Raw genomic sequence first — 13,320 nt, 5'->3', positions numbered from 1 at the left:
AGTTGTCGTACTGCATGCCATAAAGCGGTGATTTGGCTGGATGCTCGACTGTGGTCCAGCGTGCAACCCATTCAGCTGGGGTGTGATAGAGCGGTATTGCGTAAAAGCCCGAGATTAGTACACGATCAAAGGCGCGTACGGCAGCAACGAATTCTTCTTTGCTACGGGCGGCAACAAGTGCAGCAAGCAGAGCATCAATGGCTGGTTCTTTTGCACCTACAATATTTCTGGAATTTTTGACATTTACGACTTCAGAGGACCAGCGGGCATATTGCTCACCGCCTGGTGACAGTGAGGCAAACCATGTGCTGAACAGGGCATCAAACTCGAAAGATGCGCGGCGTTCTTCAAACTGGGCTGCATCAACCATGCGCACGGCAAGGTCTATTCCCAGGAGTTTGGCTGTGCGTTGGAGTGCTAAAGCGACTTTTTCTTCGTCCTGAACCCGAACGAGGACTTCAAAAGCAAACTGCTTACCGGTTTCAGCATTAATCAGTTTGCCCTGATCCAGTTTGTAGCCTGCCTGCTTAAATAGATTGAGTGCATCGCGTAGAACTTTACGATCACGACCTGATCCGTCAGCTTCAGCTGGACGCCATGTACCTGCTAACACCTCATCATCAACAGCATCTGGAAAGGGCTCAAGAAGTTTCTTTTCAAGCTCATTGGCAGGTCGGCCAATGGAAGACAGCTCTGAATTGTCCCAGTAGCCGTCAGTGCGTTTGTAAAGACCGTTGAACAGGGTTCTGTTGATCCATTGGAAGTCTAACAACATGCCAAGGGCCTGACGGACGCGTTTGTCAGAAAACTGTACACGGCGGGTGTTAAATGCAATACCGGTCAAGTTTGGTGGTGTGCCGCGAACAAATTCATCCTTGACGACCCTGCCTTCTTCAAATGCTGGGAAATTGCCGGCACTTTCCCAAAGGCTTGGGTTGTTATAAATCAGCGCTTGCGTATCGCCTTTGCGGAAAGCTTCCTGTAGCGCATTATAATCGCGGAAATAATCAACGGTCACTTCATTGAAGTTATCGAAGCCAATTTTCTGAGGCAGATCTTTTGCCCAATAATCATCGCGGTGTGTGTAGGTGGTGCGTCTACCGGGGTCGATTTCAGATAAAGTGTAAGGGCCGGTTCCGATTGGCGGTGTCAGCGTGGTGTTGCCGAACGTTTCGGGATCAGTTGTGCGGCTGTTGAAAATAGGGGCCAGAGCAATGAGCAGTGGAAGCTCGCGGTCGTTGCCATCTTTAAAATGCAGTTTTACGGAATGTGCCCCCGTTTTTTCGAACTTGACGACTTTGCCATACCAACGCGCATAAGGCGGGCGGCCATGATCGCGGATGGTTTCAAGAGAAAAGATAATATCTTCAACGGTTAACGGGTCACCGTTGGAGAATTTTGCTGCAGGGTTCAGGCGAAATTCGATCCAGTTTCGCTCGTCCGGCATGCGCACAGCTTCAGCAAGGTGTGCATATAATGTGAATGCTTCGTCATTGGTGCGAAGAAGGAGGCTCTCCAGAATGAAAGAACCCATCTGACGTTCCTTCATGCCGCGTGCGGATGTCCATGCCCCTTTGAGAGCAAAGGAATTGAGACTATCAAATGTACCTTGAACGCCGAGAGAAAGACGACCGCCTTTAGGAGCTTCCGGGTTTGCATAGGGCAGGTGAGGATAATCTGCTGGCAGCGCAGGTTTCCCATGCATTGCAATGCCATGGCTCCAAGGAATGGTATCCTGAGCCAGTGCAGTTGAACAAGCTAATGTTGCCATACCGGAAATGACAACAAGCCCTTTCGTAAAATTGTTTATTCCATTCACATAGGATCGGAATTTAGTCATTAGAATTTCTCCTAGGGCGTCCGCAGAAACTAGCAATAATACGATTCTGAGGAAATTTCAGCCTACGAGGCTTTGGAAAAGGACAGTAACCACCCCAATCTATAGGTGGAAAAATGGTTCCGAGGCGTTTAAAGAGTACATAAGTAGCATTTAACAGAAGCGTTGCCTTTTTTTCAGCTCTGTTCTGAGTATGCTTGGCGCCGAACAAGCAGTCAAAACACTGTTGAACTTAAAAAATGGTTGCTGCGTAATTGCCGGAGGCATCGTTTTGCACCGGATCAAACTTTGAGGAAATTTGGGATGGCCGTTAATTTTAAGGGCGTTCTGACTGGTGGGATTATTGCAGCAATGGCCGCTGTTGGCTTTGCAGGCACCAGTGTTGCACAGAATGCACAGGCAGACGATGCTTGGGTGAAAGTTTGTAACACTGATCCTAAATCCAAGAAAGAATTTTGCCTTATCACACAAGAACTGCGCACGGACACAGGCCAGTTCCTAGCTCAAGCTGTTGTGCGTGAAGTGACCGGCGAAAGCCGCAAGCTGCTGCATCTTGCTGTTCCTCCAGGAATGCTAATTCAGCCTGGTCTTCGTGTACAGGTTGATGGTGGCAAACAGTCTGAAGCTAAATATACAATTTGTTTTCCAAACGCTTGTATTGCCGAGATGGTTATTGATGACACCTTCATCGGTGGCCTGAAAAAAGGTGGCAAGCTGATCATTACTACGTTGAACCAGCAGGGTAAGGCACGTCCATTCGACCTTACTTTGAAAGGGTTCACCCGTATTTATGATGGTGAAGCTATTAAGCCTGAAGAACTCCAGGCAAAGCAGGAGCGCCTGCAGTCTGAACTTCAGAAGCGTGCTGAAGCCGCTCGTCAGAAGCTGATTGAGCAGCAACGTCAAGCAAACCAGTAATTTGGTTTTCGCTTTAAGAAATAAAAAACCCGAAGGAGTTTTCCTTCGGGTTTTTTATTGATCTGATGATTTAAAAAGATGCGGTTTCCATGAAGAGAATTCAGGAACCGGCTTTAATGAATTTCCACATCCTTGACGATGTAGTCTCCATCGGTGGTCTCATCAAAAAACTCATCGACCTGCGGGTGTCTCACAGGCTCGCCACTGTCGTCTTTTTCCAGATTCTGCTCCGAGACATAAGCAATGTATTCACTCTCAGCGTTTTCAGCGAGAAGGTGATAAAAAGGCTGGTCCTTGCTTGGGCGTGCTTCTTCGGGAATTGACTCCCACCACTCTTCTGTATTGTCGAATGTGGGATCAACGTCGAAGACTATGCCACGGAACGGGTACAGGCGGTGACGTACGACCTGTCCAATTCTGAATTTCGCGGTTCTAATTGTCTCCATAATCCACCAAGCTTTCGAAGATACTGTATCTTGTCAGGGCGCCTTAAAGGTCACGCCATGCGCTTATTGTCAAGCTATATAGCGCAGCAAAGAGGCGAGAGGCAGCACAAACCGATCAAAATGTGACGTTTGGGGATGAATAGCTCCTCACATTTCATTGATATGCACATCCGCATGGTTGAAGAGTGGCGCCGACCACTCTTCAGGATTGATTAGTGGAAAGATTCTGCCAAATCCGGGTCTTTTGAGATGACCAGATCAGCCAGATCACAGATCACCTTGGCCTGTTTCCAGGTTGCATCATCCTGCATTTTCCCGTCCAACATGACTGCACCGGTTCCATCCGGCATTGCTTCCAGAATCCTGCGAGCAAATTTCACTTCATCTGGCTCTGGTGAGAAGACTGATTTTGCAATGCCAATCTGGCTTGGGTGCAATGTCCAGGTTCCAAGACAGCCCATGAGGAATGAGTTGCGGAACTGGGCTTCACATGCGGCTGGGTCGCTGAAATCTCCGAAAGGTCCGTAGAAGGGTTTAATGCCTGCAGCAAGGCATGCATCTACCATTTTGGCTACAGTGTAGTGCCATAAGTCTTGCTGGTAGCGTGCGCGCGGTGCGTCACCGTCGGCATCAGCGAGCACCTGATAGTCAGGATGGCCGCCGCCAACGCGAGTTGTCTTCATGCCGCGGGAGGCTGCAAGATCTGCTGGGCCGAGGCTCATGCCATGCATGCGCGGACTGGCTGTGGCGATGTCTTCTACGTTGTTGACGCCTTCAGCCGTTTCCAAAATGGCGTGGATCTGGATCGGTTTTGTCACACCTGCCTTGGCTTCGAGCTGAGCGAGCAGCTGATCCAGATAGTGAATGTCCCATGGGCCGTTCACTTTTGGCAGCATAATCACATCAAGCTTGTCACCGCAGCGGGTCACGATTTCGGTAATATCATCCAGAACCCATGGGCTTTCCAGCGAGTTGATGCGCGTCCAGAGCTTTGTGGTGCCAAAGTCATTGTCATTGGCCATCTGGATGAAGCCTTCGCGGGCATTGAGCTTTTCGTCCGCTGGGATCGCGTCTTCGAGATTGCCGAGAATTACATCTACTTGTGAGATTATCTGCGGGATCTTTGCACGCATCTTTTCGATATGCGGTGGCACGAAGTGGATCATGCGCTCCAGTGCGACAGGCGGCTCAGCAAACGGTGTTGGGGCACCAATGGCCAGAGGCTTATAATAGGAACGATAGGTTTTCATCTGGCTAGCTCCCTCCCGAGCCGAAATTGAAATTCAGAGGGGAGTATACAGAATATTGTGCGGTGCAAAATCAGCTCTTTGGGCTAAGTCCTGAAGCGGTCAGTCTTTAGTTAGAACTGACTGTAGGGCTTTAGCTTTTGCCGGAGCGTGTCTTAAATCTAATGCAGCTCCAGCATTTGTGAGATACACCGTGGGGGAGCTGGCTAAATCCACTTCTTCATGATCCACATCCATTGGGATGGTTCTTCACGGATCCATTCTTCGAACTGATCGTGTACTGCCTGCGTTGTGGTGATTGCATCCTGTACACGGTCTTTGGTGCGAGCGACTGGAATTTCTTTGGCAATGATATCGAAGCGGGAGCCTTTTTTGCGGCGAGCAACCACAGCGATGAGACGCTTGTTCATGGTGCGGGCAAGCGCGGCTGGAATGTGCGTTGCTGCTGACGGTTGCTTGAAGAATTCAATTTTGACACCGCGATGGTCGCGTACGTCTGCGACGAAGGCAACAGAACCCTTTTTACGAAGGATTGAAATGATCTTTGTGCCGGTGTCGTGGCCTTTGCAAAACAGGCCAAGCTTATAGAGGAAATTACGTTTTTCGACCAAATACCCTTCAGAGTAAGGGTTCTTCAGCTTTTGATAGACACCAGCGAGCGGAAGACCAAGTTCCTCGGCCTTGTCGGAGACAACCTCCCAGTTGCCGGAGTGCATGGTTACAAGAACGGCGCCTTCACCAACAGAGGGTTCAAAGACCTCTGGATTTACGTAGGTGACGCGGCTCGGATCCTTGTGGATTTTGGAAAGTAAAACGGTTTCAGCAGAGACACGACCAAGGTTCTCCCACATATCCCGGATAATTTTATCCGCTTCATTGAGCGTCATTTCCGGATAGGCAGCCATGATGTGCGCTTTGGCACGGGCATGCCTATGGGTCATGGGGGCGATCAGGCGCCACATGTTTCCCATGAAAGCGGAGGACCAATCCAGCGGCATAGAGCGCAGAATTCCGCCGATAAATCTTAGAGCCAGCCATTCAGCACGAAAGCTGAGCTTCTCGCGACGTGTCAGTGGGCGACGGGATTTTTTAGCTTTCATATTGGCCTTTGGGCGGATGGAGCTTTCCAGTTCCGTTTACTCGCATACTATAGTGTCGTAGTTGCCGGTATGCCAACCTCTGTAGAATGGCTATATACGCTCAACTCGGACATGGTGATTAGCCAATCAGCATTTCAAAAGCAACTCATTCTCCAGTTGGATGCGGAGAACACTAAAAAATTGCATGGGGAAATGGTTTAGATGCTCAATGTTGTTAATTTGGCAATGCCATTTTTCTTGCTCATCTTCCTAGGGTTTGTTTCTGGTCGCGGTGCGAAACTCTCACGAGAGGGTTTGTCATGGATGAACTTTTTCGTGATCTATCTGGCTCTGCCTGCGCTGTTCTTTCAGTTGCTCTCTGAAACGCCGCTGGAAGAACTTGCCACTTTTGACTTTGTCGCAGCGACCACATTTTCCACCTTCGCCATGTTTGTGCTGGCTTATGCTTTTGCGCGCTTCATATTGCGCGGCAGTATAGGTGAGGCGACTGTGCAGGCACTGGTTGGTTCCTATTCCAACATTGGTTACATGGGACCGGGCGTTACGCTTGCTGTTCTTGGGGCAGGGGCGGCGGTGCCGACGGCTTTGATCCTGTGTTTTGATACAATCTTGTTGTTCATTCTCGTTCCCATGATGATGTCGATTGGCGGGGCGCGGAACATTAAGTTTGGGCCTTTGGCCTTTGAGATTTTCAAGAAGATCATCACTCACCCGTTTATTCTTGCGGTGTTTGCGGGAATTCTGGCTGCTGCAATTGAGTTCAAGCCACCTGTTGCACTCGACCAGACCATCTCGTTTTTGCGACAAGCTGCGGCACCTTGTGCATTGTTTGCGATGGGGGTGACGATTGCCTTGCAGCCAAGCCGGAGAACGGCGAAGGAACTGCCGGTCCTGTTGCTTATCAAGCTGGTGGTGCATCCAATCCTTGTGTTTGTGCTGTTGGAGTGGATTGGTGGCTTTGACAGTCTGTGGGTCTCAACAGCTGTTCTCATGGCGGCGTTGCCACCGGCTGCGAATGTTTATGTGCTAGCCCAGCACTACTCGAGCTATGTCGAGCGCGCGTCTACAGCCGTGCTTTATGGAACGTTGGCATCCGTTGTTACGTTGCCAACGCTCATTTATCTCATTCAATCAGGAATACTGGTGCCCTAATTGTCCTGCGCGCGCATAAGTGTTGGCAAGTTCCATGATGGGGCAATGCCTTCACGCATTAGCAGGCGGCGTACGAGTGGGATTCTGGAGGCTGTGTAGAGCCCCAGAGAACGCAGCATCTGAACAGGTAAGGCATCCGTCAGTAAAGATCTGTTGAGCAGGTCTACGGCCGTTGTGCGGCTGATGACGTCAGCTTTGCGGCTGCGATCATACTTCTGCAGCAGCTCAGCTGATCCCATATCTGCCTTGGTGTGTTTGGCGTTTGCCAGCAGTTCAGTTGCAACGGCGATGTCTCGCAGAGACAGGTTGAGACCCTGGGCTCCGATTGGCGGGAAGGCGTGGGCAGCTTCGCCCATAAGCAGTGAGCGATTGCCACTCAAGTGAACGGCTGTCAGGCCGGAGAGTGGGTAGACCTGCCTTGGGCTTGCCAGTTTGAGCGAGCCCAGAACGAACTTGCTGAGTTTTTCCAGTTCGGCTTCGAGGGCTTCGTCCTTATAGTTGTTTAGCTCTTCAGCGCGTTCTGGCGTTTCCACATAAACAAGGGAAGACGTCTTGCCCGGAAGTGGGACCATGGTGAAGGGACCGGTGTTGCGGTGGAACTCGGTAGAGATGTTGTAATGCGGCAGGTCGTGTTTGAGGTTAAGAACGAGTGCCGCTTGCGGATACTTCCAGTTCTTTGTCTCAATGCCAGCGGAGCGGCGAACCACAGAATTTCGACCATCTGCGCCGATGACGACATGACAGCTGATGTCTGGCGTATTGTTTAGTTCAATGGTGGCTTTGTGGTCGTTGCTGGCGACGTTTTTGATCGTGTCTTCGACAAGCTCAATGAGCTCGTTGTTGTTCACAAGATCAAATAGCACCCGGTTCAAGTCCTTGTTGAGGATGTTGTAACCGAAGGCAGGCAGGTCCAGTTCCGAGGCAGAGAATGTGGTTTCCGGTGCGCGCAAAAGGCGATCTGTGCCGTCGATCAAGCGCATCTTTTCCAGTGGCGTAAACGCTGAACGCAAGTCTTTCCAAATGCCAATGTTATCCAGAAACTGGCGGGAGGCATCCATCAGGGCGGTGGTGCGGGCGTCATTGAGGTTGACTGGTGGGCCGATCAGCACAGTTTCCAGCCCATTGCTGGCAAGGGCAAGGGCGGCGATCATGCCAGCCGGGCCTGTGCCGATTACAGCGCAATCGTAGCTCTTTTCCTGCGACGGCGTGAGGTTGTTGTTTTTGCCTTTGGTGCTGTCTGCTGCAAGATTGGCTGCCATTTTTTCGTTCCGCATTTTGTTTGCGTTCTATTACCCAAGTATCTAGGGGATAAAACCTATCGGTTTCAAGGTGCCGCACGCGGATAGTCCCCTAGTGAAAGCGGAGAGGTCTCGTTGCGCCAGCTTCATCATGTCGCAGGTTCCAGTTTAGATTTGAACTAAATCAATGTCGCATTGGGACTATTACTGGTCTATTAGAGAAGCTGCATAAATTGCGCCGGTTCCGGAACCGCAGAGTTTCGGCCCGTCCTGATTGATTTTGAGGTTGGTTATGTCAGTTACCAGTCCGAAGACGGATTTACAGTTGTCCTATCGGCTCCCGTACATTGTGCTGGCTGGTGCTGTGGTTTTGGGCTGGGTTTATCTGGCGGCCATGGTTATCGACATGATCTCTCGCATGGATATGGGCGAGATGGGCCCGGGCATGGAGTTGTTCAATCAGTTCAACATGTTCAAAGGCCTGCCGGAACATGTGCGTGTTCAGCTTGCCTCGCTGTGTTTGCCATTGGCTCAGGAAGCGTTTGGGATGCCAGCGCTGGTGAATATGGGCCTTTACGACTATTTTTTGTTGTTTGTGATGTGGTTCATGATGGTGCTCGCCATGATGTTGCCGACTGCTATGCCGATGCTACAGACCTATCATGAAGCGCGTGGTGGCAAGGCTATTTATGTGGTGGCTGGCGGGTATCTGGCTATCTGGGTTGCGTTTTCCGTTGTCGCGACCGTTGCTCAGGGCGTGCTGCATGAGCTGGGTGTGATGAGCCCGATGATGATGCCAGTGTTTTCTACACTGACGATTACAACTGTTATTGCAGCCGCGATCTATCAGTTTACGCCTGCCAAGCAGGCTTGTCTTGACCGGTGCCGGACGCCCAATGTTGCATTGGCCCTGCATTCCGGTGAGCAAAAGCAAAGTGCCTTCCAGTTTGGAATCGAGCAAGGTTTGTACTGTCTGGGGTGCTGTTGGGCACTCATGGTGCTTATGTTTGCAGTGGGAATCATGAATATTATTTGGATCGCGCTGCTTGGTCTCATAATGACACTTGAAAAAAAGAGCAAAACACCGTTTACAAGCTATGGAATAGGTATCGCACTTCTGCTATGGGGCGGTGCAAACATCTATTTCGCTCGGGCGGACTTACCTCTTATTGAAGTTTTGGGCGATAGATTGTTCTAAGTGGTACCTTCACTTAAAGAATAACAAAGGACCCAAAGTTGACCGGTCAGACCAACTCCCGGCTGTTCCTCATTCACATCCTCACCGCATTGGGGGCCCCCATTGCGTTGCTTGCGCTTGTCGCTGGAGCGAACGGCAATCTGCCTATGATGTTTTTCTGGCTCTGGGTGGCACTTGTTGTCGACGGGCTGGATGGTCCTTTAGCACGTAAATATGACATTCAGAATCGTTTGCCGCGCTGGAGCGGCGTTATTCTGGATTTAGTGATTGATTACGCGACCTACGTTTTCCTGCCTGCTTTCGCGCTATACCAAAGCGGCCTTCTCTCAGAGTTCTGGGGGCTTCTGTCTGGTGCTGTCATTGTGTTTACCGGCGCGATCTACTTCGCTGACGGCAACATGAAGACAGAAAGCGGTGGCTTTCTTGGCTTCCCTGGTGTCTGGAATATGGTGATTGTTGTGCTGGTTGCACTGCAGTCTCCGCCATGGATCATCATCGGCATGGTGGTGCTATGTTCTGTGCTGACGTTTGCTCCTGTCGAGTTCGTCCACCCGGTGCGCACCGTCAAGTGGCGTCCGCTGACCCTGGGCATTCTCATTGTGTGGAGTGCTGCACTTGCGGTTGCCCTTTATCAGGATTTTATTATCGATAGCTGGTTGTTTGCGCTGATCACGGCAACGAGCCTTTATCTGTTTTGTGTTGGGGCTGTTCACCAGTTGTTTCGCAAGATGTGATTCTCGATAAGTGAGTTTTTAGAAGCCCGGCCAATTGGTCGGGCTTTTTGCTTTGATGCTTGCATTTCTCAGGGTGGAGCATGGTTTTCCCAAAGGTGCTTGCAAGTTAGCGGCATTCTGTCCAAACTCCGCCTCCAGCTTTTGTAAGGGAAAATCCATATGGTCTTTGCTGTTCGCGTTGAAAAAACTGGTGATCCGTCCGTTCTGACACACGTGGATGTGGACCTGCCTGATCCGGGGCATGGAGAAGTTCGGATCAGGCACACTGCGATCGGGCTCAACTTTATTGATACCTATTTTCGCTCTGGCCTTTATCCGGCACCAAATGGTGTCCCGTTTATTCCTGGCAATGAGGGGGCAGGGATTGTTGTTGCGCTTGGGCAAGGCGTGACCGGGCTCGCTCTTGGGGACCGTGTGGCATATGCAGGACCGCTGGGGGCTTACAGTGAAGAGCGTAATATTCCCGCCAGCGTGCTTGTGAAGATCCCCGAAGGTGTGAGTGATGAGCAAGCGGCGGCTTTAATGTTGAAAGGCATGACTGCACGCTATCTGCTGCGCGAGACCTACAACGTGGGAGCGGATACGACTTTGCTTTACCACGCAGCGGCTGGCGGTGTCGGGCTTATTATTGGTCAATGGGCGTCGGCCCTTGGTGCAAGGGTGATCGGGACGGTCAGCTCGGAAGAAAAAGCGCGGCTGGCTCAGGCCAATGGCTATGAGTATGTGATCAATTACAAGAGTGAGGACTGGGTAGCGCGGGTGCGTCAGATCACTGATGGGCGTGGCTGTGATGTGGTTTATGACAGTGTGGGCAAGGATACTTATCCTGCATCGCTGGATTGCCTTCGTCCACGTGGGCTTTGGTGTTCTTTTGGACAATCGTCCGGGCCGCTCCCTGAGTTCAACATGGCCATCCTGTCTCAGAAAGGCTCACTCTTTGCGACGCGTCCGACACTGTTCAATTACATTGCTGAGCGTTGGGAGCTGGAAGAGACAGCTGGGGACCTGTTTGCCGCTGTGGCTGACGGGACAATTAATATTCAGATCAACCAGCGTTACAGCCTGAAGGACATTGCGCAGGCGCACTGCGATCTGGAGGGGCGTAAAACCACCGGTGCAACAGTGATTATCCCCTAAATACGTTTGAGGGATTGGGAGGATTGATGGATCGGTCGCGGTATCTTTACGGCCCAGCGCTTCGTTATTTCGCAGCGGCTGCGGAAGAGAACTCCATTCGGGCGGCGGCGCGCAAACTCAATGTGGCGTCCTCTGCGGTGAACCGGCAAATTCTTACGCTGGAAAAACAGCTTGGAATGGAGCTGTTTGAGCGCGTGGGACGTACAATCCGTTTGTCTTCAGCAGGTGAAATTCTACTGGCACATATTCGGCGGACACTATCTGATCTGGAAGCGACCGGTGCGGAACTGGATGCGCTTAAAGGTCTTCGTCGCGGTGTGGTTTCCATTGCAACGGTTGAGAGTGTGACAGAAGCGCTGTTGCCTGAGGTGATTGCGCAGTTCCACAAGGATTACAGCGGCATTCATGTGGATGTGCAGGTAATGGGGGCTGAGCGGGTTGCGCAGGCCGTTGAGAAGGCTGAGGTGGATGTAGGGTTCACATTTGAGCCACCGGATACCGATGCGCTTAACATCACCTACAAGAAGGCATTGGAGATTGGGGCGATCATGGCTCCGACGCATCCGCTTGCTGACGAAGAAAAGTTGAGCCTTGCACAGTGCTTTGAGTATCCGGTTGCCATGCCAGCGCGCGGGATCTCTATTCGTGCCAGGCTGGATGTGGCGCTCTCTCATAGTTCTATTGGTGGGCACAGCAGTGTGGAGGCCAATTCTCTGCGCTTTATGAAACATCTGGTGCGCTCTGGTGAAATGGTGGCGTTTCAGACGGTCATTGGTTTGGAAGAAGAATTGGCGAACAAGCGGCTGCTCTTTAAACCGCTTGTTGATGAACAGCTGACACGCGGCCATTTTTGCGTCATCACCTCGTCGTTGCGTGGGCTTGCACTGGCGCCAGCAATTTTTCTTGAGCAAGCAGAGGCAAGATTGGAGAAGATTTTGCCTAAAGTTGATGCCTAAATGGCATCATGTATGACACTTTTTTGTTCTTTTGTTATCACAAATAGTCGTGCACTCTGTAGTTTCACTTAGATTCTGGCATCTATTGCAGTTGCCATTTGAAAGACGAGGCAACTATGGGGCGATTGACCACCCATGTTTTGGACAGTGCTCAAGGAAAACCTGCAGCAGGGCTGCGGGTTGAGCTGGTTCGTATCGATGGGGACAGCTTCTCCAAAATCGGTGTATTTTCGACCAACAATGACGGGCGTGTGGATGGGCCGCTGCTGGAAGGTGAGAGCCTGACTGCAGGCACTTATGAACTGCAGTTCCATGCTGGTGACTATTTGCGGGCTGAGGGGATTTCTCTTCCAGAACCTGCGTTTCTTGACGTGGTGCCGATCCGCTTTGGTATTGCGGATGTGAGCAGCCACTATCATGTGCCGCTGCTGCTTTCTCCCTTTGGTTACACCACCTACAGGGGGAGCTGAGTTGATGCGCACGGCAATCCGCTTCCTTCGTAAAGGCCAGATCGTCGAATTGGATCGTTTTGAGCCGACAACCACTTTGCTGGACTATCTGCGTCTGAGTGAACGCTCAACGGGCACCAAAGAAGGCTGTGGTGAAGGGGATTGCGGTGCCTGCACCATTGCGCTTGGGTGTTTGCGTGACGGCAAACTCATTTATGAGCCCGTGAACAGCTGTATTTTACTGCTCGGCCAGATTGATGGCTGCGAGCTTGTGACGGTTGAAGATCTGGACGGGCCTGACGGATTACACCCTGTCCAAAAAGCGCTTGTAGAGCTTCATGGATCGCAATGCGGTTTCTGTACGCCCGGTTTCGTGATGAACCTGTTTACACTTTATCATGCGAATACACCGGGTCTGACACGGCAGGATGTGAACACCTGGATAGCGGGCAATCTGTGCCGTTGTACCGGATACCGACCAATCGTTGATGCGGCTCTGGAAGCGTGTCGCGATGGCTTGAATGACGCTTTTGCTGCGCGTGCAATGGAGACAGAGAGTAAACTCGCAGCTCTTCAGGATGCGCAGGATATTCATGTGGGCGATGATGAGCGGTTCTTCTTTGCTCCGAGCAGCTTTCAGCGCTTGCTGGAGACCTATGGTGAGCATCCGGACGCCACGCTTATTTCTGGCTCTACAGATGTTGGGCTTTGGGTCACTAAGCATCTGCGCGACCTGCCGAAGGTTATTTTTCTTGGGCGCGTGAATGGATTGAGCACTTGCTATGAGGATGAACAGGGTATCCGACTTGGGGCGGGTGCGTCTTATGCGGTTGCTGAGCAGTTCCTGAAGTCCATTGATCCTGACCTTGAAGTGGTGATCAGCCGGATTGGTTCAAAGCAGGTTCGGG

The 13,320-nt window shown here is 51.3% G+C and carries 13 protein-coding genes; 8 read left to right on the top strand and 5 right to left on the bottom strand.

Annotated elements, in window-relative coordinates; genetic code table 11:
* Nucleotides 1-1,840 (bottom strand): extracellular solute-binding protein (locus tag PsW74_RS14970; RefSeq protein WP_063305839.1); only part of this gene is annotated, 1,840 nt, incomplete at its 3' end.
* Between the two features lie 300 nt (nt 1,841-2,140).
* On the opposite strand from PsW74_RS14970, the gene PsW74_RS14965 reads away from it, so the two are divergent.
* Nucleotides 2,141-2,755 (top strand): invasion associated locus B family protein, encoded by a 615-nt coding sequence (locus tag PsW74_RS14965; RefSeq protein WP_057466286.1) that lies wholly within the window; start codon nt 2,141-2,143, stop codon nt 2,753-2,755.
* A 113-nt stretch (nt 2,756-2,868) separates the two neighbouring features.
* Here PsW74_RS14965 and hspQ read toward each other — a convergent pair whose 3' ends face one another.
* The 3 genes from hspQ to PsW74_RS14950 all read right to left on the bottom strand — a co-directional run bounded on the left by hspQ (nt 2,869) and on the right by PsW74_RS14950 (nt 5,548).
* Entirely contained in the window at nt 2,869-3,201 is a 333-nt protein-coding gene (hspQ, locus tag PsW74_RS14960) for a heat shock protein HspQ (protein WP_057466287.1), read from the bottom strand.
* Nucleotides 3,202-3,413: 212 nt separating this feature from the next.
* Nucleotides 3,414-4,451, bottom strand: a complete 1,038-nt coding sequence (locus PsW74_RS14955) for a CoA ester lyase (RefSeq protein ID WP_063305838.1) — start codon at nt 4,449-4,451, stop codon at nt 3,414-3,416.
* A gap of 203 nt (nt 4,452-4,654) precedes the next feature.
* On the bottom strand, nt 4,655-5,548 hold the full coding sequence (locus PsW74_RS14950) for a lipid A biosynthesis acyltransferase (RefSeq protein ID WP_063288783.1): 894 nt from the start codon (nt 5,546-5,548) through the stop codon (nt 4,655-4,657).
* A 201-nt stretch (nt 5,549-5,749) separates the two neighbouring features.
* Between PsW74_RS14950 and PsW74_RS14945 the strand changes: the two genes are divergently transcribed.
* A complete protein-coding gene (locus PsW74_RS14945; RefSeq protein WP_063288782.1) occupies nt 5,750-6,700 on the top strand; it encodes an AEC family transporter in 951 nt (316 codons plus the stop codon).
* Here the strand turns inward: PsW74_RS14945 and PsW74_RS14940 are convergent.
* A complete protein-coding gene (locus PsW74_RS14940; RefSeq protein WP_063288781.1) occupies nt 6,697-7,959 on the bottom strand; it encodes a UbiH/UbiF family hydroxylase in 1,263 nt (420 codons plus the stop codon). The two genes, PsW74_RS14945 and PsW74_RS14940, sit on opposite strands and share 4 nt — an antisense overlap.
* A gap of 271 nt (nt 7,960-8,230) precedes the next feature.
* Between PsW74_RS14940 and PsW74_RS14935 the strand changes: the two genes are divergently transcribed.
* The 6 genes from PsW74_RS14935 to PsW74_RS29760 all read left to right on the top strand — a co-directional run.
* The gene (locus PsW74_RS14935) at nt 8,231-9,136 is read left to right on the top strand and encodes a DUF2182 domain-containing protein (protein ID WP_063288780.1); all 906 of its coding nucleotides are present in this window, start codon (nt 8,231-8,233) and stop codon (nt 9,134-9,136) included.
* 38 nt (nt 9,137-9,174) lie between these two features.
* On the top strand, nt 9,175-9,870 hold the full coding sequence (locus PsW74_RS14930) for a CDP-alcohol phosphatidyltransferase family protein (protein ID WP_063288779.1): 696 nt from the start codon (nt 9,175-9,177) through the stop codon (nt 9,868-9,870).
* A 159-nt stretch (nt 9,871-10,029) separates the two neighbouring features.
* On the top strand, nt 10,030-11,007 hold the full coding sequence (locus tag PsW74_RS14925) for a quinone oxidoreductase (protein WP_063288778.1): 978 nt from the start codon (nt 10,030-10,032) through the stop codon (nt 11,005-11,007).
* Between the two features lie 26 nt (nt 11,008-11,033).
* Nucleotides 11,034-11,963, top strand: coding sequence for a LysR family transcriptional regulator (locus PsW74_RS14920; protein WP_063288777.1), 930 nt, complete (start codon nt 11,034-11,036; stop codon nt 11,961-11,963).
* A 116-nt stretch (nt 11,964-12,079) separates the two neighbouring features.
* Nucleotides 12,080-12,433, top strand: a complete 354-nt coding sequence (uraH, locus tag PsW74_RS14915) for a hydroxyisourate hydrolase (RefSeq protein ID WP_057466294.1) — start codon at nt 12,080-12,082, stop codon at nt 12,431-12,433.
* Between the two features lie 4 nt (nt 12,434-12,437).
* Nucleotides 12,438-13,320 (top strand): 2Fe-2S iron-sulfur cluster-binding protein (locus PsW74_RS29760; RefSeq protein WP_244277866.1); only part of this gene is annotated, 883 nt, incomplete at its 3' end.

The sequence above is a fragment of the Pseudovibrio sp. W74 genome, from assembly GCF_001623085.1.
In the GTDB taxonomy this organism is placed as follows: domain Bacteria; phylum Pseudomonadota; class Alphaproteobacteria; order Rhizobiales; family Stappiaceae; genus Pseudovibrio.
The sequence above is the reverse complement of the archived record's forward strand: the minus strand, read 5'-3'. Positions and strand labels throughout refer to the sequence as shown.